Here is a 20,079-nt window from a genome sequence, read left to right as displayed (position 1 = left end):
GGTCGACTTCGGCATGAGCAGGTGTTTGAAACTGTAGAGCCTGCCACCGACAGCCGCTGGCGGAACGCTCTCATCTCATAGGGGACAGCTCAACGGCCCATCCCGTCAGACAAGTTGCAACATCACCTGTGTGATCGTCTTCGCCGCAGGTCAGGGGCAGGTGCTGAGCGGAGATCCAAGACCGACGGCGTAGGGCGGGCTCCACCAGGTAGCGTTGGCGTCATCTTGGATCAGTGCTCTGGAGGACCCCGCGTGAACGCGAAGATGATCACTTATACGTACCCGGCTCATATGACTCACCAGACTCCGTCGGGCAAGCCCCTGGTCTTCTTCGCCGCGCCGGCCACGCAGATTGATCAGTGGGTCGGTGTGCCTCAGCGCGGTCGTCTCGATAACGAGGAGACCATCGGTTTCCAGCGGCAGGAGAGCAAGTCAAGGATCCGAGAGCTGTCCAGCTTCTATCACGATGAACGCAACATCGTGCAGAACCCACTCCTGGCAGCGCCGCAGAGCGATACCTCCGTCACCTTCAAGCCTCTCGACGGCATGCCCGAGTTCGGCACGCTGGAGATCACGAGTGAAGACTTGAGTGACACCCCCTTGCTCGACCTGATGTCCCGGGTGGTTGCACGCCTCGAGTCTCGTATGTCAGAGCTCAAAAAAGCCACGCTGGACCAGGAGCGCCTCTCGTCGATCATAGATCGAGCGCGGAAGGAGCACGGACTCGAGGCGGTGGCAGATGAGGAAGATGATGACGAAGAGGCGGGAGCGGAAGAGGCGGGTAATGGTGACTATGCAGATGCGGCGAGCGTACTGCTGACCGACGAGACCCATCTGATCGACTTCTACACAGAGCTCAAGGGCCGCATCAAGGTACTCGAAGCCTTGGACCCTGATGTGAAGCCGAAGAAGATCCTCGGGTTCGACCGGGAAGCCATGATCAGCTATCTCAAGCCGATCATGCTTGTTGATGGGCAACATCGCCTGAAAGGTGCGGTCTTGGCCGCAGCGAGCCGTGCTGAGAGCCAAGACGGAGAGGTGTTCCTGTTGGAGGCGGCGGAGAACGGCCAGGATCCGGCTCAGGCCAAAACCGACTTCATTGCGGCACACGCGCGGCGGCTGCCCGTCTCCCTCTTGCTCGACCCCAGCCCGAGCGAGCACGTCTTCCAGTTCGTCGTCGTGAACCAGAAGGCTACGCCTATGGGCAAGGCCCTTCTGGGTACGATCGTGTCGACGAGCTTGAGCAAGGACGAGCTGGATCCGGTGGCGCAGCGACTGAAGGACGCCGGCATCAAACTGGACGACTCTCAGGCCATCGCCTATCTCACGCGTGCGGAAGAGAGCCCGTTCAAGAACTTCGTGCAGACCGGTATCGCGGGAGACAACAGGACCCTGCTGCAATGGCCGGTTCTCAAGGGGCTCGTAGGCATCTTCCGTGAGCTGTCCGGAGGCAAGCTCTACGGGCAGAGGGACGACTGGGCCCGCGTTTGGCGCAAGTACCATCTCGACGAAAGTGCGTTCGTCGCGGACTTCGACACTCACGACGAGAAGGTCGCGGCATGGGCCAGGCCTGACGGACCCTGGCGGGATGTCTTCATCAGGTTCTACTCGAACATCAGGGGGAAGTTCGGCGCCGAGGACCCTGAGGCCAAGAATGCCTGGGGGACCACACGCAGCAACCTGTACAACAAGATCAGCCTCACGATCTTGGCGGCTGACTATTTTGAATTCCTGCGCATGCACAGGAAGACGCTGAACAGCCTCGACGATGTCGACGCCACCATGGAGGCCTGGCTCACAGACGTCAATCCGGCCTACTTCAATCGGTTGTGGAATGTCGAGAAGAAGGACACGCCTCTCATTCGCAGGACCTGGAGCCGCCTCTGGCATGATTACCGGAGGAATCCCGAGTCGCTACCCAAGGAGGGCGAGTACAACCCTGCTGCTGGGGCGTGATGCAGCCTCAGGAGGTCGGCGAGTTCTTCGCCGAGATCAAGAATGCTTTGGATAGCAACTGGTCCGACGAGGCTCTCAAATCCCTTTCAAGGTGCAGCGTGCCGGAGGTCGTATCCGGAAATCACGGCTGGCTCTTGCGTGGGGACCTGTCAACGGTCTGGGGGCGATGGTTCATCGAGGGTTTGGTCGACCTGGCGCCCTATGAACTCGACTGCGAACTAAGTATCGGGCACCTTCATGCGCCCATACTGGAGTACTTCAATACTGTCAGTCCACAGGTCCCTGCGGACGAGCGAAAGAAGTACGCGCGTGTGGTGACGAAGTTTGCCTGGCAGCTTGTCGCTGCCAGGAGGAGGCGCAAGCGATCCGCAATCGGAGTCGCGATGCGTGAAGACCTGTGGGCGATGGGTCAGCCACAGCCTCGCTGTTACCTGTGCGGGTACCAGTTCGGAGACCACGCGCGCGATAAGTTTCTTGGCCTTGCCCCTGACGAACCGCCTACGCCACAGCTAGTTGACTTCACGCGCCCTCGTGGCGTGCGTGCCAGTCAGCTTTGTATCGAAGTGGACCACGTAGTTCCTGTTGTGGAGGGTGGGAGGACGACAGTCGAGAACCTGCGCCTCTCCTGTGGGTGGTGTAACTCCGTCAAGAACAGGTACACAAGCATCTATGACACGATTCCATGGCCTGCTGGCATATTTGACCACCAGGCCCTCGGGCCTGTGACGCAGCCTCAGCCTCTCTGGGTTCTGCGCACCGTGGCCACGCGCAGACGATGTGAATTCTCAGAAGGGTGCGCAGCAAGGATTGAGGACAGCGAACTCTTCGCTGGACCGCGGAACATCAAAGGTGCACTGACGCCGGTCAACCTGGCAGTTTTTTGTGAGCAACACGATCCGTGGCGACTGGATAGATGGATCGGACCCAAGCGCCTCGCAGCCGCTACCGCCAACTAGGAATCGCGAGATTCCCGGAGCGACGCAGGCTGCGCCGAATTGCTCAAGGCGCGCAGTATGCGGGCTGCCCAGCGACACGGCTGGATCTGCCGCACGATCGGGTGACACCTGAATTGGCTTGCCCTGTGAGGCGGGTGGGAAGGATGTCGCTGGGCCCAAGCCCTATCCGGAAGGGTTCCGCCAGGACGTCGTGCGGGTCGCGAAAAACCGCGCCCCGGGTGTGACGGTCGAGCAGGTGGCCACCGACTTCGGAGTCCATCCGATGACGTTGTGGAAGTGGATGCGCCGGGCGGGTATCGACGACGGCTCCAAGCCCGGAACCTCCAGCCAGGAGAGCGCGGAGCTGCGGGAGGCGCGTCGGCGGATCAAGCTGCTGGAGCAGGAGAACGAGGTCCTGCGCCGGGCCACGGCCTATCTGTCGCAGACACATCTGCCAGGAAAAGGATCTACCCGCTCGTGAAGGAGCTGGCCGGGGACGGGGTGCCTGTCACGGTGACGTGCCGGGTGCTCAAGCTCGCCAGACAGCCCTATTGATCAGAAACTCATGGGGTTCACTCGTCGATGACGTAGCGGACGTGCCGAGCGCCGAAGTATCCGCGCACGATGTGGGGCTGGCGTTGTCGGCGTTGGAAGAACCTGCGGGTTTCGGTGGCGAGTTCGGCCTGGTTCCTGGCCCGGTGGGTGTGGGGCAGACTGCGTTTGAGGTCGGCGTTGACGAGCTCGTCGGGGTTCAGCTCGGGTGAGTACGAGGGCAGGAAGTGCAGCTCGATCTGGTCCTCGTGGTCGGCGAGCCAGGTCCGGACGGACTTCAAGCGGTGGGCCGAGTGCCGGTCGACGATCAGGTGGACCTTGCGGTCGAAGTGGCCGACGAGCCGGGCGAGGAAGCGGCACATGACCTTCGCGTCGAAGGTCTCGGTGAAGACCATGAAGTGCATCCGGCCGCGGGTGCTGATCGCGGACATCGCGTTCACGGAGAACCGGTTGCCGGTGCGACGGACGACCGGCGTCGCACCTTTGGCGCCCCAGGTGCGGCCGGTGACCTGGTCCGAGCGGATCCCGACCTGGTCACCGAAGAGGACTTCGGCGCCTTCCGCCTTCGCCTTGGCCCGGATCGCCGGCCAGGTCTCCTCGCACCAGACGCGGACGGCCTCCGGGTCCTGTTCGACAGCCCGCTTGTCCGGCCGCTGGAAGGTCAGGCCCCACCGCTTGAGGTACTTGCCCACGCCGGGCTCGGTGAACCGGACTCGATACAGCTTGAAGATCAGTTCACCTATCAGCCCCCGCGTCCACAGCTGACCAGAAAGCCCCAGGTCGCAGGGGATGTGGTCGAGGACCGCCTGCCGCACGGCGGCCTGCTCGGCCTCGGACAGCACCTGGTGCTCGCCTGTGCAGCGGCCTCGCGGCCGGGACAGCAGCGCGTCCCGGCCACCCGTCTGCCACCTCGCCCACCAGTTGTCCACGGCCCTGACCGACACCTTGAACAAGGCCGCGACCTCCGACCGGTCCCTGCCCTCCACAAGCGCGGACACCGCCAGCAGCCGCACAGCCTCCTGCGCGTCAGGCGACCACGTCCGCGCATCCCCCACCAGATCACTCACGAACAGTCCACGAGCCTGAACCCAAAGCGTTTCGGATCAATACTTGCCGCGTACGAACCGCATGTCGACGTTCTCGCTGTCCAGGAAGGAGAGGCGGGTGGAGTCGCGGCTGATGGAGTGCTCGGAGTTTTCATACGCCAACTCACGTTCCAGGTTGCGTGCCAATGCAGACCTGCCCGTCGGCGACGCAGAGAGCGTTGATGGTGGTGAGAACCCAGTGCTGGTAGTCGAGGCTGGTGGTGGCGTTGATGACGGAGTCGAGGACCACCACTTCGTACAGGCCGTTGTCGCGCAACTCCCGTTCGATACCGCGGATCTGGCCGACGAGGTCAGGTCCCCAGTAGTGGGGTAGCCGATCAATCGGCGGTTGTGTTGGTGGTGTTGGGTAGTGCGGGGGACGCTTTCGGGGAGTTCGGCGGGGTAGATCTGGTCCATGCTGCCCTCGGGGCGGTAGCGGCGGGGGAAGGCGATCCACTCGTCGTGCATCTCGACGAGCACGGCGGTGACCAGCCGCAGGAGCGCGTCGTCGTTGGGGAAGACCTGGACGACGTCGATGCGGCGTTTGATCTCGCGGTTGACCCGTTCCAGCGGGTTCGTGGACTGGTTCTTCTTCCAGTGCCGTTCCGGGAAGGCGGCGAAGGCGGTGAGGTCGTCCTTGGCGTCCAGGAGCATCCGCTTGACCTGGGGGAACTGTGTGCCCAGCATGTCAGCGACCATGTCGAGCTGACGGCGGACGGCAGCCTGGTAGGGCTGGGCAAAGATGACGCGGATGGTCGCGGCGACCATCTCCGCGGCGTCCTTGGCGATCACGCCGAAGACATTGCGCAGAAAGTGAACCCGGCAACGCTGGTAGGCGGCGCCGATCATCACCTTGCGGATCGCCTTGACCAGACCCGAGTGGTGGTCGCCTAGCACGAAACGGACCCCGTTCTGGCCGCGTTCGCGCAGGTAGCGGAGGAACGGGCTCCAGAACACCTCGCTCTCGCTGTCGCCGACCATCACTCCCAGGATCTCGCGGCCGCCGTCCTCGGTGATGCCGGTGGCGATCACCACGGCCCGGGAGACGAGCTCGTGTGCGACCCGCGCCTTGCAGTACGTCGCATCCAGGTAGCGCTGCGACAGGACATGAAGTGAGCGCCACGCCGCGATGCATGGCTTCTACGACAAGGGCGTGCCGATCGACGCGATCTCCAAGACCCTCGGGCTCAACCGCAAGACCGTACGCCGTTACGCACACGCCGCCACCCCTGACGACGCCTCCTGCGTACCAGGCTCCCGCCGCTACGGCCAGATCCACGCCTACTCGCCCTACCTGTATCGGCGCTGGAACGAGGGCTGCACGGACGCGGCACGTCTTCACGCCGAGATCGTCGAGCTCGGCTACCGCGGAAGCAAGCAAACCGTCCGCCGCCACCTCCAACAGATCCGGGCCGACGGCAAACCCGCGCCCGACAAGCCTAAAGAGCTGACCGTCCGGAAGGCCCCATGGCTGATGACCGCCCACCCCGACAAGATCGACGAGAGCAACTCAAGCAGCGTTTGGCCCCCTGCCCGGAGCTGGATGCTGTCGGCAAATGCGTGCGCGCCTTCGCCCGCATGATGACCGTGCGTCGCGGCACCGACCTCGACGCCTGGCTCACCTGCCCCGAGGACACCGGCCTCAAGCCGCTCTGCAGCCTTGGCCCGTGGCCTGCGGCAGGACTTCGACGCGCCGGACTCACCCTGCAATGGAGCTTGGGCAAGGTCGAGGGCAACGTCAACAGGGTGAAGCGGATCAAGAGAGACGGGTATGGCCGGGCCGGATTCAACCTACTCCGCCGACAGATCCTCCTCACGGACTGAGCACGGTGACGCTCCGTGATCGGACCACACAAAGTGGATCAGAGCCCACGGGAAGTGACACAGCCACCCGCATCGGTCCTGGAGTGGTGGGCGTTGACCTCTTCTCCTCCACTGCCGGTGAACATGACGTCGCGCTGTCGGGTGGTTGCCTGGGCTCGTACGACGTCGAAGGCTTCTTGGTAGAACGCCCCTGCCGGATCATGCGGCCGGGGCCGACCGTATTGCCGTCGACCGACCGTTCTACTCGGGCAAACACAAGCTCGCGGGCCGCACGGACGTCATGGACGGACCGACAAGGGATACCAAGGAGCCGGGGGCACGGTCCGTGTTCCCTACCGCGGCCGGTGGGAGACGCTGTCCACAGGCCAGCAGGCCGTCAACCGGTCCCACGCGAAGATCCGGGCCCTGGTCGAGCAGGCCGTCGCCACCCTCAAGTCCTGGCGGCTTCTCCGCAAGCTCCGCTGCTCGACCACCCGCATCACGAGCCTTGTTCAGGCTGTCCTCACCCTGCATCTGGCCAGCTCAGGCTGAAGATGGAAAAGGCTCACGGCGCTCTTCGCCACCCATGACCACGAGTACCTGTTCCCGGCCATCGGCGGCGGGCTGCTGGCCAGCGCAAACCTCGGCTACTGGCAGCCGGTCTCGCGCGGTCGACCGGCCTCCGAGGAGTTCACGAGGGTCCGCCTGAACCAGCCTCAGCTGGTCACCTCCCGCCGTCCCCTTCCAGAGGTCCCCGCGACCGCGTACGCCGGGAAGCGGCTGTACCTGCTTCGTCACGGCGGCAAGGAGTGGCTGGACGAAGATCGACACAGTCGCATAGCCGTGGAGACCCGCATGGGCCACGAGGTCGCCGGTCTCGCACGTTCCCTTGACCATGGAGCAGGAGATCGCCAATTCGCTGCAAACCAGGTGGCTGCGCTTCGTGGCCGGCGAGGGAGAGCACTGGAAAGCGCCATCTCCCACTGCTCTCCCATTCAATCTTGATGAGTGGTGGAAACAGCAGGTCAGAGCCGCTCAGAACCTCGACTTGAACTTGTTCATGAAGTTCATCACGACGAAGTCCTTCATGCCGTTCGTGATCTACCGGATCGCCCTCGGCATCCTGCTGTTCATCCTGGTCGGCATGGGAGTCCTCAGCCCGGACGCGGGCGAGCCCGCCGCCGGCTGACCCCGGCCGCTCGTCCCGGCTTCACGGCGTCCGTCCAAGACCGTCCGAGACGGACGCCGCGAAGCCCACCCGCGCACGCCCCTTGGCCCCGCGCCCCCGCTGTCCGACACTGAGCCGATGACGCAGCGCGTGGATCTCGCCGCCGTGATGGCCCGGCTCGCCGTCGACGATCTGGTCACCGGCTACGCGATGGCCGTGGACGACGCCGACTGGACGGCGTACCGGGCGCTGTTCGCGCCGGGCGCGCGGGCCGACTACCGCTCCTCGGGCGGGATCGAGGGCCCGGTGGAGGAGGTCGCCGACTGGCTCGCGGAGTCGATCCGGCTGTTCCCCGTACGCCAGCACCTCATCGTCAACCGCCGGATCACCCTGCGGGACCCGGACGGCTACGCGGGCGACACGGCGACCGTCCGGGCCGACTACCTCAACCCGATGCGGTTCGCCTCCGGCGCGGAGTTCGTCGCGGGCGGGCGGTACGCCTTCACCGCGCTCCGCGGGGCCGAGGGCTGGCGGCTGGGCTCGGTGGTCGTCGAGGAGAAGTGGCGCCGGATGTGAGGCGGCCCGGCGCCCGCTCCGCTCCCCGGCCCGCCCCGGATCCCGCCCTCCCCCGTCCGGCTCCTCGCCGGCCAGCCCGGGCGCCCGGGCGCGCGCACACTGGAGGCGACTCCTGGAGGCACGGCATGCGGACAGCGTTCGCCGCGAGCGCCCGGGCCACGACCGCGCAGGGGGGCCGCTGGTCCGGAACCGGGCGGTCCGCGCTCGCGCTCGTCCTCGGCGGCCTGCCGGTGTTCGCCTTCCCCACCCCCGACCTGTGGTGGTGGGCGTACGTCTGTCTCGTCCCGCTGCTCCTGCTGATCCGTACGGCTCCGACCGCGCGCCGCGCCGGGTACGACGGCTGGTGCGGGGGCACCGGCTTCATGCTGGCCGTGCACCATTGGCTGCTGCCGAGCCTGAACGTCTTCCTGGTCGTCCTGGCCGTGCTGTTCGGTCTGCTGTGGCTGCCGTGGGGCCGGCTGGTACGGGCGCTGCTGGGCGGGACGCCGTCGCCGTGGCGGGCCGGGGCCGCCCTCGTCCTGATCCCCTCCGGCTGGCTGATGATCGAGCTGGTCCGGTCCTGGCAGGGCCTCGGCGGCCCCTGGGGACTGCTGGGGGCGAGCCAGTGGGAGGTGCCGGCCGCTCTGCGACTGGCGTCGGTCGGCGGGGTGTGGCTGCTGAGCGGCCTCGTGGTGGCGGTGAACACGGCCCTGGCGCTGCTCGTCGCCGCCTCGTCGCGGGTCCGGCGCAGTGCGCGGTCCCGCCATGCCGCGCTCGCCGGTCTGGCCGGACTCCTCGGCTGCGTCCTCCTCCTCGGTCTCGCCCCATGGGCGGTCCCGGCTCCGCGTACCACCGGCAAGGTGGTCCGGATCGGCGTCGTCCAGGCCGGTCTGCTCGGCGGGGCGGTCGGCGCGGCGCGGCGCTTCGACCGGGGCGAGGAGCTGACCCGGACGCTGGCCGGGCAGCGCCTCGACCTGGTGGTGTGGGGGGAGAGCAGCGTCGGCGCCGACCTGCGGACCCGGCCGGATCTCGCGGCCCGCGTCGCCGCGCTCTCACGGGAGGTCGGCGCGGACGTCCTGGTGAACGTGGACGCGCACCGCTCCGACCGGCCCGGCATCTACAAGAGCGCGGTCCTGGTCGGTCCCGAGGGGCCGACGGGGCAGCGGTACGACAAAATGCGGCTGGTCCCGTTCGGCGAGTACATCCCGCTGCGGCCGCTGCTCGGCTGGGCGACCTCGGTCGGCAAGGCGGCGGAGGTGAACCGGCGGCGCGGCACCGCCCCGGTGGTGATGACGCTGCCGCCCGGGGCCACGGGTTCGCCCGGGCTGCGGATCGGCCCGCTGATCTGCTTCGAGACGGCGTTCCCCGACATGAGCCGGCATCTGGCCGACATGGGGGCGCAGGTGATCGTCGCGCAGTCGGCCACGTCGACCTTCCAGGACAGCTGGGCCCCGGCGCAGCACGCCTCGCTCGGCGCGCTGCGGGCGGCGGAGACGGGGCGGCCGATGGTGCACGCGACGCTGACCGGGATCAGCGCCGCGTACACGCCCGACGGGCGGCGGACCGGTCCGGTGCTCGGCACCGACCGCAGCGCCACCGCCGTCTACACGCTGCCGCTGTCCGACACCCGGACCGGATACGACCGGCTCGGGCCGTGGCCGGTGTACGCGGCGGGCCTGGCGCTGCTCGTGGCCGGCGCGGTGGGCGCGGCGGGCCGGTTCAGGACGCCTGGGCGAGGACCTCGCGCACCACGTACTCGCACAGCTCGTGGGTCCGCAGGGCGTCCCGGGCACTGAGCGGCCGGCCCTCCCGTACGGCGTCGAGGAAACCGAGCACGGCCTGCTCGATGCCGCGCTGGCGGGGCACCGGGACCCAGTCGCCGCGCCGGTGCACGGTGGGGTCGCCGTGGTGGTCGACGATCTCGGCGAGGTTGACGACCTGGCGCTTGGCGTCCTGCCCGGAGACTTCGAGGATCTCCTCGGTGGAGCCGTTGGACCGGTTCATCACGCCGAGGGCGGTGAAGCCGTCACCGGAGAGTTCGAGCACCACGTGGTGCAGGAGCCCGTCCCGGACCCTGGCCCGTACGCCGGTGTGCTCGACCTCGCCGGGTGCGAGGAAGCGCAGGGTGTCGACGACGTGGATGAAGTCGTCGAAGACGAAGGTGCGCGGGTCCGCGGGCTGTCCGGTCCGGTTCTTCTGCAGCAGGATCAGGTCGCGCGGATGGTCCAGGCAGGAGGCGTAGCCGGGGGCGAGACGGCGGTTGAAGCCGACGGCGAGGCCCACGGCGCGCTTCTCGGCGAGTTCGACCAGCCGCTCGGAGGTGGCGAAGTCGTAGGCGAGCGGCTTGTCGACGTACGTGGGCACGCCTGCTTCGAGAAGCCGGGTGGTGATCTCGGGGTGCGCCTCGGTGGAGGCGTGCACGAAGGCGGCGTCGAGGCCGGCGGCGAGCAGCGCGTCGAGGTCGTGGTGGCGGCGTTCGGCGGGCAGGTGGTGGCGGTCGGCGACCCGCTCCAGGGTGGCGGGGGTGCGGGTCTGGAGGTGGAGTTCGACCCCGGGAAGGGCGGACAGGACGGGCAGATACGCCTTCTGCGCGATGTCACCGAGTCCGATGCAGCCGACCTTCACAGGGCCTCTCCTTCTGGTTCGTTCCCGTTCCGCCGTGCGTGTCGTCGCACAGGCCGTCGCACGTCTCGTCGTGCGTCCCGTCGTACGGGAGTTCGCGGCGGTCAGCTTACGCGCGCGGGCGAGTCGCCCACCGGGGGCCGCCAGTCCGCGATGCCGTCGAAGCCGCGCAGGATCAGGCCGGGTCCGAACAGGGAGACGGCGGTCATCGCGGTGTCGCGCAGGACGACGGCGGGGCGGGCGGAGAGCATCGAGAGGCGGCCGGTGCGGGCGGCCCTGCGGACCACGGCGGTGGTCCGCGGGAGCCGCTCGGCGGTGTACGCGGCGAGGGCGGCCGGGACGGGCCGGCCGGGTCCGGCGTGGTGGGCGAGGACGACGGCGTCCTCGATGGCCTGGTTGCCGCCCTGGCCGAGGGTGGGCTGCATGGCGTGGGCGGCGTCGCCGAGCAGGGCCGTGCGGCCGAGGTGGAACGCGGGCAGCGGGTCGATCAGCTGATGGACGTCGTGGCGCAGGACGGTGCTCTCGTCGCAGGCGGCCAGGATCGCGGGGACCGGGTGGTGCCAGTCCCCGAACAGCCGCTGGAGCAGGGCCTTCTCGCCGCCTGCCGCGTGCTCCCCGGCGGGGGCGGCGGCCATGGCGTACGCGTAGACGCGGCCGTCCGCGAGCGGCTGGCTGCCCCAGAGGCGGCCGGGGCCCCAGGTCTCGTGCGGGGCGAAGGGGCCGTCGGGGGTGGGCACGACGGCGCGCCAGGTGGTGAAGCCGGAGTAGCGCGGGCCGGGGTGGCCGGGGATGAGGGCGGGGCGGACGGCGGAGTGGATGCCGTCGGCGGCGACGACCAGTTCGGCCTCGATCTCTCCATCGGGGGTGGTGACGCGGGCGGGCCGGCGGGCGTCGCCGGGATCGGCGAGGGCGGCGGGGGCACCGGTGCGGACGACGCCCTCGGGCAGCGCGTCGGCGAGCAGGTCGACGAGGGTGGCGCGGTGCAGCCCGACGAGTGGTCCGCCGAAGCGCTCGATCGCCGCCCGGGCGCTGGTCCGGACGAGCCAGCGGCCGTCGGGGCGGCGCATGCCGCCGTCACCCTGCCAGGCGGCGAGGGAGCGGACCCGGTCGCCGAGGCCGACGACGTCGAGGGCGCGCAGGGCGTTGGGTGCGAGGCCGATGCCCGCGCCGACGGGGGCGAGGGAGGCGGCGCGTTCGAGGACGGTGACGTCCCAGCCGCGGGCGCGCAGGGCGAGGGCGGCGGTGAGGCCGCCGATGCCGGCTCCGACGACGACGGCACGGTTCCGTTGCTGTTCCATGGCTCCCCCTCGGGGATCGCGGGACGGACGACGAGACGGCCGGCGGCCGGGGCCGCCGACTACAGATGTAGTTACCCTTCGACCGTACTACAGCTGTAGTTCAGGGGGTAGCCGAAGCGCTCGATAGGTTGTCCTCATGACCGCGACACCGGCCCCCGCCGTCCCGCCCAGCCGCGCCGAGCGCATCGGCGACGCCGCTCTCGACCTGCTCGTGGAGCGCGGGATGCGCGGACTCACCCACCGCGCCGTCGACGAGCGGGCCGGACTCCCCCAGGGCTCCACCTCCAACCACGCCCGCACCCGCCAGGCCCTCCTGGAGACCGCCGTACGGCGACAGGCGCAACGAGAGGCGGGCGTGCTCGCCCCGCACGAACTGCCGGGCCCCGGCGCCACCGCCGACACCCTCGTGGACACCCTCGCGCTGGCCCTGCACCGCTACCTCACGGACCACCGGTCACTCCTGGTGTCCCGCTACGAACTGGCATTGGAGGCCACCCGCCGCCCCGAGCTGCGCACCTTCTTCGACTCCGCCGGGGCCGTCTTCCGCACCCCGGTGATCGCGATGCTGCACGCGGCCGGCTCCCCCGCGCCCGAGCGCCACGCGCTCTCCCTCATCGCCTGGTGCGAGGGGCTGATGTTCTCCTGCGCGGCCGGCTCCTTCCACGCCGAGGTGCCGAGCCGCGCGGAGCTGCGCACCGGCTTCGACGAGCTGCTGCGCGGCATGCTCGGCGGACGGCCGGGCGCGGAGAGCGCGACGACTCCCTGAGGAGCCACCGGACGTGACGTCCGTCGAATTCGCTGGCTCCCGTGCCGGACCGTCGGCGACCATACGGGGCATGATCACCGACGACAGCGCCCCCGCTCCCCGCGTCCGCCCCGACACCCAGAGCACCGAACGCGTCGCCCTGGAGCAGTGGCTCGACTTCCAGCGCGAGACCCTCGCCCTGAAGTGCCAGGGTCTCGACGACGCCCAGCTGCGCACCGCCTCCGTCCCGCCCTCCGACCTCACCCTCCTCGGCCTGGTCCGGCACATGGCCGACGTCGAACTCGCCTGGTTCCGCAGGATCCTGACCGGCGAGGACGCGCCGTGGAACTACGACGACGAGAACGACGAGGACCGGGACATCCACGTCACCGAGGAGGACACCTGGGAGGAGGCACACGCCACCTGGCGCAAGGAGATCGCCCAGGCCCGGGCCAACGCCGCCGGCCGCGGCCTCGACGAGCCCGGCGTGCGCAAGACCCGGCGCGGGGAGACCGTCGATCTGCGCTGGATCTATCTGCACATGATCGAGGAGTACGCCCGCCACAACGGTCACGCCGACCTCATCCGCGAGCGCATCGACGGCTTCACCGGCGTCTGACCCGGCCGCGCCACCCCGGCGCACGGGAGCATTCGGACGGGGCGCGCGGGTCAGTCCGCGCCACGGCGATCACCCATGCGGGGCATTCCCCGCGAGTAGGGGCGCGCCGGACGGGGTCCGGCCTGCAAAGTGGCGCGAGTGCATCGAACGAGAACCACCGTGACAATCCTCGCCGGGATGGCGATGGCCGCTCTGTCCGGCTGCGTCGCCGTCGAGCCGGCCACCCCGCGCCCCGCACCCGCCGCCTCGGCCGGCCCCGCCGGCGGACAGGCCGTGCCGCAGATCGTCCCGGGCCCCGCCCGGGAGGCCCTGGAGGCGGCGATGCCCGATCCACCGGAACCCGAACCCCGCTCGTCGCTCGCGGGGCACGAGGAGTCGGACGCGAAGGCCCCGGCGCACTCGCGCCCGCCCGCGAAGTCGCACTCCGGGCACGTACCGGCGCCGCTCGTCCGCCGTCCGCCGGAGGGCCACGCCACACCGCCGCGGCTGCCGGGCTCGCGCTCGGACATCTGCCGGCTGGGCGCGGCGTTCGGCGGCTGGGGCGCGGACAGCACCCAGGCCAAGGTCTGCCAGAACACCTACGCGAAATAGAGCGCCCCGGCAGCGATGGGGTGGCCTACGCGGGCCGGTCCCGCAGCCGCAGCTCCAGGCGCTCGATCGCGGCCCGCACCCCGTTGCCGTACCCGTCGTCGTCCAGGCAGACGGCGGCGGCGCGGGCCCGGTCCAGATGGATCCGGGCCGCGTCGAGGCGGGCCAGCTTCACGTAGTCGGCGGCCAGGTTGAGGTGGAGCGAGGGGTAGAGGGCGCGCAGGGCGACCGCCGAGTCGTGCCGCCCCAGCCGCTCCTCGTCCAGGGCCCCGGCGGCGGTCAGGGCCCGCAGGTCCCAGGCCAGCTCGGTGTCCGGGTCGTCCTGCGCGTCCGCCATGTAGTGGGCGAGGGTGCAGCGGTGAAGGGGGTCGCCCTCGGGTCCGAGCTGGTCCCAGATGACGCCGAAGCGGTTGCGGGCCTCCTCCCGGTCGCCGCCGTGGAGCAGCATCATCGCCTGCCCGATCCTGGTCATGACGGCGTCGTCCGACACCTGCTGCCCGGTCACTACGGCCTCCACGCGCTGTCGTCCGGCACCCGTACAAACTGCCGGATCCGACGCTAACCGCCACCGCGCCGGATCCGGGCGAGGCTCAGCCGAGGTCCGGAACGCGCCAGTCGATCGGCTCGTGGCCCTGAGCGGCGACGGCCGCGTCGATCTGAGTGAAGGGCTGGGAGCCGAAGAACTTCTTCGCCGACAGCGGCGACGGATGGGCGCCCTTCACCACCACGTGCCGGGTCTCGTCGATGAGCGGCAGCTTCTTCTGCGCGTAGTTGCCCCACAGGACGAAGACGGCCGGGTCGGGGCGGGCGGCGACGGCCTTGATGACGGCGTCGGTGAACTTCTCCCAGCCCTTGCCCTTGTGCGAGTTGGCCTCGCCGGCGCGGACCGTGAGCACCGCGTTGAGCAGCAGGACGCCCTGCTCGGCCCACGGCATCAGATAGCCGTTGTCCGGGATCGGGTGCCCCAGCTCGGCCTGCATCTCCTTGTAGATGTTGCGCAGCGAGGGCGGGGTCTTCACGCCGGGCCGCACGGAGAAGCACAGACCGTGGCCCTGGCCCTCGCCGTGGTACGGGTCCTGGCCGAGGATCAGCACCTTGACCTTGTCGAACGGGGTGGCGTCGAGGGCGGCGAAGACCTGGTCGCGCGGCGGGTAGACCGGACCCTTGGCCCGCTCCTCCTCGACGAACTCGGTGAGCTCCTTGAAGTAGGGCTTCTCCAGCTCCTCGCCGAGGACGCCACGCCAGGACTCGGGCAGCTGGTCGGTGTCGGTCACGGTCAACAACCTCCGGTGGGCTTGCGTTGTACTCCGAACGAGAACCTACCGGGGGCCACTGACAACGCCGTACCCGCCGCCCGCCGACCGCTCTCCGGCCGGGCCCGTCGTCCGGGCCCGGCCGCTTCCGTCACCAGCTGGTGCGGCGGCTGAGCTCCCACAGCTGCATGACGGTCTGCGGGTCGAGCGCCCGCTCGCCGCCGCCGATGTCCTCGCCGGCCGCGACGTACAGCTTGCCCTGCCACACGGGCAGCAGCCGGACGTCCTGGACCATGATCTCCTGCGCCTCGGTGAACTCGTCCGTGACGGCCGCGCGGTCGGTGTCGCGGCGCGACTTGGGGATCAGCTCGTCGGTGATACGGGAGTTGATGTACGGGGTGCCGAGGACGTTCTCCTTGCCCAGGAAGGGGGCGATGAAGTTGTCCGGGTCCGGGAAGTCGGGGAACCAGCCACGCCCGTAGACCGGGTACTCGCCGTGCTGGAAGCCCGCCTGGAACTCCTTCCACGGCTTGCCGTGGATCGTGATCTTGAAGAGCCCGGACTCCTCGAGCTGCTTCTTGATCTCGGCGAACTCGGCGGCGGTTCCGGAGCCGTAGCGGTCGGTCGCGTACCAGAAGTCCATCGCGACGGGCTCGGTGATGCCGGCGTCGCGCAGGATCTTCTCGGCCTTGTCCGGGTCGGGCCCGCCGAACCGGTCGAAGAACTTGGTGGTGTGACCGGCGATACCCTTGGGCACCATGGAGTACAGGGGCTCGGCGGTGCCCTGGTAGATGTTGTTCACCAGCCGGTCGCGGTCGACGAGCTGGGCGATGGCGCGGCGTACGGGCAGCTTGGCGGCCGTCTTGTCCTTGCTGTTGAAGACCAGGTAGCGGATGTCCGAACCGGTCGACTCGACGAGCTGGAGACCCTTGTTCTCGGGCTTGTCGTCCTCGAGGTCGACGACCTCCGCGGAGGTCAGACCGCGGTAGGTGGCGTCGATCTCCTTCTTCCGGAGCGCCGCGACCATCGGCTCGGACTCCTTGAAGTACCGGATGGTCACCCCGGCGTTCTTGCGGTCCGCGAAGCCCTTGTAGTTGTCGTAGCTGCTCAGCTCGGCCTTGTCGCCCTCCTTGTAGGAGTCGAGGACGTACGGGCCGGAGCCGGTGACCTTGCCGTCCTCGCGGAGCTTGTCCGCGGGGTACTCGGCCGGGTCGACGATGGACATGGCCGGCGTGGCGAGGATGAACGGGAAGGTCGCGTCGGGCTTGTTGAGCCGGAAGAGCACCGTGTTCGCGTCGGTGACCTCGATCTTGTCGAGGGAACCGAGCATTCCGTTGGGGCCGGCCTCGACGTCGATGGTGCGAATGCGCTCGATCGAGTACTTGACGGCCTTGGCGTCGAGCTTGTGACCGTTGGTGAAGGTCAGCCCGTCGTGGACCTTGCATTCGAAGAGCCGGCTGTCGTCGTCCTTGAACCGGCAGTCGGCGGCGTCGGGCTTGGGCGACGCGCTTCCGGTGGGATACGCCACGAGCGTCTGGAAGACATTCCGGAAAAGCTCCCAGGAGTTGTCCCAGGCGGCTGCCGGATCGAGCGTGGTGGGGGAACTCGTCGTCCCCACGACGATTCGCTGTTCCTCCGTGGATCCACTGTCCGAAAACACGCCGCATCCGGACAGGAGGGATATGGACGCAAGGGCTGCAGCGGCCTGCAGACTGGTCCGGTTGAACACGTGCACGCTCCTCGTTCAGCCTGGGATCGGCCGACCATACCGCAGCACCCTGCCAGGTCAATGATCCGCCCTGGCAGGGCACTTGAGGCATTCAGCGTGCAACCGGGGCCAAACCGGTCACGCTTTCAGGAAAGTGTCCGGATACCGGTCACCCGACACCGGCGTTCAGGAAAATGCCGCCGTCGACGACCAGCGTCTGACCGGTGATCCAGTCCGACTGTGACGAGGTCAGGAAGGCGGCGGCACCGCCGATGTCCCGCGGCTCGCCGAGCCGGCCCATCGGGTACGGGGCGGCCGCCTCGACCTCCCGGCCCTCGTACAGCGCGGCCGCGAATTTCGTCTTCACGACGGCCGGGGCGATGGCGTTGACCCGGACCACGGGCGCGAATTCGTGCGCCAGCTGGAGGGTCAGATTGATCATCGCCGCCTTACTCATTCCGTACGCGCCGATGAAAGGCGACGCGGAAAGGCCGGCGATCGAGGCGATGTTCACGATCGCCCCGCCGTTCTCCTTCTGCCAGGCCCGGTAGGTCTGCTGGGCGAATCCGAGGGCCGAGACGACATTCGTCTCGAACACCTTCCGGGCGACACCCAGGTCGAGTTCGGCGATCGGGCCGAAGACCGGGTTCGTACCGGCGTTGTTGACCAGGAAGTCGACGCGGCCGAATGCCTCCATCGTGGCGGCGACGGCGGCGGCCTGGTGGGCCTCGTCGTGGGCCTTGCCGGGCACCGCGATGACCCGGTCGGACCCCAGCCGCTCCACGGCCTCCCTGAGGGCCTCCTCACCGCGGCCGGTGATGCAGACCCGGTCGCCGCGGGCGACCAGGGCCTCGGCGACGCCGTAGCCGATGCCCCGGCTCGCGCCGGTGATCAGGGCCACCTTGCCGGACAGCGCGGGCAGTTCCTGCGTGCTCATGCGTGTGTCTCCTTCTGCGGCGGGGCGTCAGTTGAGCGGGCCGCCGGCCACGTACATGACCTGGCCGGAGACGAAGCCGGCGTCGTCGCCCGTGAAGAAGGCGATGGCGTTGGCGACGTCCTCCGGCCTGCCGACGCGCTGCACCGGGATCATGGAGGCGGCGGCGGCCTGGAAGTCCTCGAAGCCCATGCCGACCCGCTCGGCGGTCTGCGCGGTCATCTCGGTGACGATGAAGCCCGGGGCGACGGCGTTGGCGGTGACGCCGAACTTGCCCAGCTCCTTGGCCAGCGTCTTGGTGAGGCCCTGCAGACCGGCCTTCACGGCGGAGTAGTTGGCCTGGCCGCGGTTGCCGAGCGCCGAGGACGAGGAGAGCGAGACGATCCGGCCGAAGCCCGCGTCCACCATGTGCTTCTGGCATGCCTTGGCCATCAGGAACGCGCCCTTGAGGTGCACGTTCATGACGATGTCCCAGTCCGACTCGGACATCTTGAAGAGCAGGTTGTCGCGGAGCACGCCCGCGTTGTTGACGAGGATGGTCGGCGCGCCCAGCTCGGCGGCGACCCGCGCGACCGCGGCCTCCACCTGGGCGGCGTCGGAGACGTCGCAGCCGACGGCGAGCGCGGTGCCGCCGGCGGCGGTGATCTTCTCGACGGTGTCCTTGCAGGCCGCCTCGTCGAGGTCGAGCACGGCGACGGCGCGGCCCTCGGCCGCCAGGCGGATCGCGGTGGCGGCGCCGATGCCCCGCGCCGCACCGGTGACGACGGCTACGCGCTGCTCGGTGGTGGACATGGTTGTTCTCCTCGCCCTTGGGTTCGTCCCTGGATACGGCCCGCACCCGCGCCGCCCCACTCCCCCGAGCATGAGCGACCGCTTAGTATCGTCCGCAGACGAGACGCTAGAAGCCCTGGCACCCGGTGTCAACGGCCCACCGGGTGCACCCGCTCACAGGGGGTGACGAGGATCCGGGCTACCGGACGAGCAGGTCGAGCAGGCGTTCCACCTCGGCCTCGGGGTCGGCGGTCAGACCGGTGTGCACCGGGCCGGGCTGGACCACCGTGGAACGGGGCGCCATGAGCCAGCGGAAACGCCGGCCGGCGTCGTCGGGCGCGGCCTGGCCCGCGGCCTCGCCGCCCGCGCAGACCCCCTCGACCGCGCGCAGCGCGGCCCGTACGCCGGTGACGTCGGCACCCGGGTCGAGCGCGGCGAGCTTGGTCTCGTCGAGATGGACCCGGGCGGCCACGAAGGACCGGGCCCGGCAGTAGACGACCACCCCGGCGTTGAAGCACTCGCCGCGCTCGACGCGGGGCACGACGCGCAGCAGCGCGTACTCGAAGACATCGCGGTCGGTCACGTGGTGCTGTCCTTCGGGGTGCTGACCAGGGAGGTGCCGTCCGGGGCGGAACCGTCGCCGGCCGTGCCGTGCGACCGGGGGGCGAGGCGGTCGGCGAGCCAGCCGGGCGGCTGCTGGGGCCGGCGCTCGACGCGCGGGCCGAGGGTGATCCGCTCGTGGATGGTGGCCGCGCGCGGCAGCAGCGCCGTCACGTACGCCTCCCGCAGCTCGTCGGCGCTCGCGAAGCCGGGCTCGTCGACCAGCCACGCGTCGGGCACGTCGGCGGCGACCTCGGTCAGCAGCTCGCGGGTGACGAGCGGCGCCAGCTCGGCGGCGGCCGCGGCGATGTCGGGCGAGAACGGCGCGAGGGCGTGGTCGGAGGCGTCGTACGGCTTGGCGGCGGACGCCTGGGCGCCGGGCCAGTTGTGGTGCCAGATCATGCTGGCGCCGTGGTCGATGAGCCACAGGTCGCCGTGCCAGACCAGCATGTTGGGGTTGCGCCACGACCGGTCGACGTTGTTGATGACCGCGTCGAACCAGACGACCTTGCCGGCCTCCTTCGGGTCGACCTCGTACGCGAGCGGGTCGAAGCCGAGCGAGCCGGGCAGGAAGTCCATGCCCAGGTTGAGCCCGCCGCTCGCCTTGAGCAGCTCCTGTACCTCCTGGTCGGGCTCGGACAGCCCGATCACCGGGTCGAGCTGGATCGTCACCAGCTCCGGCACCCGAAGGCCGAGCCGCCGGGCCAGCTGCCCGCAGACGACCTCGGCCACCAGGGTCTTGCGCCCTTGGCCGGCGCCGGTGAATTTCATGACGTACGTGCCGAGATCGTCGGCCTCGACGATCCCGGGGAGCGAGCCGCCCTCACGCAGGGGCGTGACATAGCGGGTCGCTACGACCTCTTCCAACACTTTCCCGGGCCACCCAT

The 20,079-nt window shown here is 69.3% G+C and carries 20 protein-coding genes and 3 pseudogenes; 12 read left to right on the top strand and 11 right to left on the bottom strand.

The genetic code is table 11. From position 1 onward, the window contains the following. Window positions 1–252: 252 nt before the first annotated feature. The 3 genes from ABZ693_RS27180 to ABZ693_RS27170 all read left to right on the top strand — a co-directional run bounded on the left by ABZ693_RS27180 (window position 253) and on the right by ABZ693_RS27170 (window position 3,372). Entirely contained in the window at window positions 253–1,956 is a 1,704-nt protein-coding gene (locus ABZ693_RS27180; RefSeq protein WP_359882307.1) for a ParB N-terminal domain-containing protein, read from the top strand. Beyond that, window positions 1,956–2,912: an HNH endonuclease gene (locus tag ABZ693_RS27175; protein WP_359882342.1), complete on the top strand. Its 957-nt coding sequence runs from the start codon at window positions 1,956–1,958 to the stop codon at window positions 2,910–2,912. The genes ABZ693_RS27180 and ABZ693_RS27175 overlap by 1 nt, the downstream gene beginning before the upstream one ends. Before the next feature lie 118 nt (window positions 2,913–3,030). Beyond that, the gene (locus ABZ693_RS27170) at window positions 3,031–3,372 is read left to right on the top strand and encodes a transposase (protein WP_359882304.1); all 342 of its coding nucleotides are present in this window, start codon (window positions 3,031–3,033) and stop codon (window positions 3,370–3,372) included. A 91-nt stretch (window positions 3,373–3,463) separates the two neighbouring features. Here ABZ693_RS27170 and ABZ693_RS27165 read toward each other — a convergent pair whose 3' ends face one another. Together ABZ693_RS27165 and ABZ693_RS27160 are read right to left on the bottom strand one after the other, a co-directional pair. Then, on the bottom strand, window positions 3,464–4,510 hold the full coding sequence (locus ABZ693_RS27165) for an IS630 family transposase (RefSeq protein WP_359882301.1): 1,047 nt from the start codon (window positions 4,508–4,510) through the stop codon (window positions 3,464–3,466). Between the two features lie 402 nt (window positions 4,511–4,912). After that, window positions 4,913–5,620: pseudogene (locus tag ABZ693_RS27160) on the bottom strand (IS256 family transposase); the annotation flags it as partial. Window positions 5,621–5,657: 37 nt separating this feature from the next. Here ABZ693_RS27160 and ABZ693_RS27155 point away from each other — a divergent pair. From ABZ693_RS27155 to lnt, 6 genes and pseudogenes are all read left to right on the top strand, one after another. Next, window positions 5,658–6,110, top strand: a complete 453-nt coding sequence (locus ABZ693_RS27155; RefSeq protein WP_359882299.1) for a hypothetical protein — start codon at window positions 5,658–5,660, stop codon at window positions 6,108–6,110. Continuing rightward, window positions 6,089–6,352 carry a hypothetical protein gene (locus ABZ693_RS27150; RefSeq protein WP_359882345.1) on the top strand — a complete coding sequence of 88 codons (264 nt, stop codon included), beginning with the start codon at window positions 6,089–6,091 and terminating at the stop codon, window positions 6,350–6,352. The genes ABZ693_RS27155 and ABZ693_RS27150 overlap by 22 nt, the downstream gene beginning before the upstream one ends. A gap of 214 nt (window positions 6,353–6,566) precedes the next feature. Further along, a pseudogene (locus ABZ693_RS27145) lies at window positions 6,567–6,883 on the top strand (transposase family protein); the annotation flags it as partial. 505 nt (window positions 6,884–7,388) lie between these two features. Continuing rightward, a pseudogene (locus ABZ693_RS27140) lies at window positions 7,389–7,520 on the top strand (undecaprenyl-diphosphatase); the annotation flags it as partial. 117 nt (window positions 7,521–7,637) lie between these two features. Then, window positions 7,638–8,075 (top strand): nuclear transport factor 2 family protein, encoded by a 438-nt coding sequence (locus tag ABZ693_RS27135; RefSeq protein WP_359882297.1) that lies wholly within the window; start codon window positions 7,638–7,640, stop codon window positions 8,073–8,075. Window positions 8,076–8,200: 125 nt separating this feature from the next. Next, the gene (lnt, locus tag ABZ693_RS27130; protein WP_359882294.1) at window positions 8,201–9,850 is read left to right on the top strand and encodes an apolipoprotein N-acyltransferase; all 1,650 of its coding nucleotides are present in this window, start codon (window positions 8,201–8,203) and stop codon (window positions 9,848–9,850) included. Here the strand turns inward: lnt and ABZ693_RS27125 are convergent. Next, window positions 9,774–10,679, bottom strand: a complete 906-nt coding sequence (locus ABZ693_RS27125) for a Gfo/Idh/MocA family protein (RefSeq protein ID WP_359882291.1) — start codon at window positions 10,677–10,679, stop codon at window positions 9,774–9,776. The genes lnt and ABZ693_RS27125 overlap by 77 nt on opposite strands. Before the next feature lie 101 nt (window positions 10,680–10,780). Then, the gene (locus tag ABZ693_RS27120) at window positions 10,781–11,974 is read right to left on the bottom strand and encodes an FAD-dependent monooxygenase (protein ID WP_359882289.1); all 1,194 of its coding nucleotides are present in this window, start codon (window positions 11,972–11,974) and stop codon (window positions 10,781–10,783) included. Between the two features lie 136 nt (window positions 11,975–12,110). Between ABZ693_RS27120 and ABZ693_RS27115 the strand changes: the two genes are divergently transcribed. From ABZ693_RS27115 to ABZ693_RS27105, 3 genes are all read left to right on the top strand, one after another. After that, on the top strand, window positions 12,111–12,740 hold the full coding sequence (locus ABZ693_RS27115) for a TetR/AcrR family transcriptional regulator (RefSeq protein WP_359882286.1): 630 nt from the start codon (window positions 12,111–12,113) through the stop codon (window positions 12,738–12,740). Between the two features lie 70 nt (window positions 12,741–12,810). After that, window positions 12,811–13,338, top strand: coding sequence for a DinB family protein (locus ABZ693_RS27110; protein WP_359882284.1), 528 nt, complete (start codon window positions 12,811–12,813; stop codon window positions 13,336–13,338). A 159-nt stretch (window positions 13,339–13,497) separates the two neighbouring features. Further along, on the top strand, window positions 13,498–13,929 hold the full coding sequence (locus ABZ693_RS27105) for a hypothetical protein (protein WP_359882281.1): 432 nt from the start codon (window positions 13,498–13,500) through the stop codon (window positions 13,927–13,929). A gap of 25 nt (window positions 13,930–13,954) precedes the next feature. On the opposite strand, the gene ABZ693_RS27100 is transcribed toward ABZ693_RS27105, so the two are convergent. The 7 genes from ABZ693_RS27100 to ABZ693_RS27070 form a co-directional block, all read right to left on the bottom strand. Further along, window positions 13,955–14,398, bottom strand: coding sequence for a hypothetical protein (locus tag ABZ693_RS27100; protein WP_359882340.1), 444 nt, complete (start codon window positions 14,396–14,398; stop codon window positions 13,955–13,957). 118 nt (window positions 14,399–14,516) lie between these two features. Continuing rightward, the gene (gene ung, locus ABZ693_RS27095; RefSeq protein WP_359882278.1) at window positions 14,517–15,200 is read right to left on the bottom strand and encodes a uracil-DNA glycosylase; all 684 of its coding nucleotides are present in this window, start codon (window positions 15,198–15,200) and stop codon (window positions 14,517–14,519) included. Window positions 15,201–15,330: 130 nt separating this feature from the next. Beyond that, window positions 15,331–16,908, bottom strand: coding sequence for an ABC transporter substrate-binding protein (locus tag ABZ693_RS27090; RefSeq protein WP_359882275.1), 1,578 nt, complete (start codon window positions 16,906–16,908; stop codon window positions 15,331–15,333). Between the two features lie 148 nt (window positions 16,909–17,056). Beyond that, the gene (locus ABZ693_RS27085) at window positions 17,057–17,824 is read right to left on the bottom strand and encodes an SDR family oxidoreductase (RefSeq protein ID WP_359882272.1); all 768 of its coding nucleotides are present in this window, start codon (window positions 17,822–17,824) and stop codon (window positions 17,057–17,059) included. A gap of 27 nt (window positions 17,825–17,851) precedes the next feature. Further along, window positions 17,852–18,613: a 3-oxoacyl-ACP reductase FabG gene (fabG, locus tag ABZ693_RS27080; RefSeq protein WP_359882270.1), complete on the bottom strand. Its 762-nt coding sequence runs from the start codon at window positions 18,611–18,613 to the stop codon at window positions 17,852–17,854. A gap of 178 nt (window positions 18,614–18,791) precedes the next feature. Next, window positions 18,792–19,175, bottom strand: a complete 384-nt coding sequence (locus ABZ693_RS27075; RefSeq protein ID WP_359882267.1) for a DUF3037 domain-containing protein — start codon at window positions 19,173–19,175, stop codon at window positions 18,792–18,794. Further along, window positions 19,172–20,062 (bottom strand): HipA family kinase, encoded by an 891-nt coding sequence (locus ABZ693_RS27070; RefSeq protein WP_359882264.1) that lies wholly within the window; start codon window positions 20,060–20,062, stop codon window positions 19,172–19,174. The genes ABZ693_RS27075 and ABZ693_RS27070 overlap by 4 nt, the downstream gene beginning before the upstream one ends. Window positions 20,063–20,079: the final 17 nt, after the last annotated feature.

The sequence above is a fragment of the Streptomyces laurentii genome, assembly GCF_040635425.1.
GTDB lineage: Bacteria > Actinomycetota > Actinomycetes > Streptomycetales > Streptomycetaceae > Streptomyces > Streptomyces laurentii.
The sequence above is the reverse complement of the archived record's forward strand: the minus strand, read 5'-3'. Positions and strand labels throughout refer to the sequence as shown.

What these genes read in the sequence shown, in the direction of transcription:
- ABZ693_RS27175 (WP_359882342.1), top strand. Translation starts at nt 1,956, where the DNA reads ATGCAGCCTCAGGAGGTCGGCGAGTTCTTCGCCGAGATCAAGAATGCT.
- ABZ693_RS27155 (WP_359882299.1), top strand. Translation starts at nt 5,658, where the DNA reads ATGCATGGCTTCTACGACAAGGGCGTGCCGATCGACGCGATCTCCAAG.
- ABZ693_RS27135 (WP_359882297.1), top strand. Translation starts at nt 7,638, where the DNA reads ATGACGCAGCGCGTGGATCTCGCCGCCGTGATGGCCCGGCTCGCCGTC.
- lnt (WP_359882294.1), top strand. Translation starts at nt 8,201, where the DNA reads ATGCGGACAGCGTTCGCCGCGAGCGCCCGGGCCACGACCGCGCAGGGG.
- ABZ693_RS27120 (WP_359882289.1), bottom strand. Translation starts at nt 11,974, where the DNA reads ATGGAACAGCAACGGAACCGTGCCGTCGTCGTCGGAGCCGGCATCGGC.
- ABZ693_RS27115 (WP_359882286.1), top strand. Translation starts at nt 12,111, where the DNA reads ATGACCGCGACACCGGCCCCCGCCGTCCCGCCCAGCCGCGCCGAGCGC.
- ABZ693_RS27110 (WP_359882284.1), top strand. Translation starts at nt 12,811, where the DNA reads ATGATCACCGACGACAGCGCCCCCGCTCCCCGCGTCCGCCCCGACACC.
- ABZ693_RS27100 (WP_359882340.1), bottom strand. Translation starts at nt 14,398, where the DNA reads ATGACCAGGATCGGGCAGGCGATGATGCTGCTCCACGGCGGCGACCGG.
- ABZ693_RS27085 (WP_359882272.1), bottom strand. Translation starts at nt 17,824, where the DNA reads ATGAGCACGCAGGAACTGCCCGCGCTGTCCGGCAAGGTGGCCCTGATC.
- fabG (WP_359882270.1), bottom strand. Translation starts at nt 18,613, where the DNA reads ATGTCCACCACCGAGCAGCGCGTAGCCGTCGTCACCGGTGCGGCGCGG.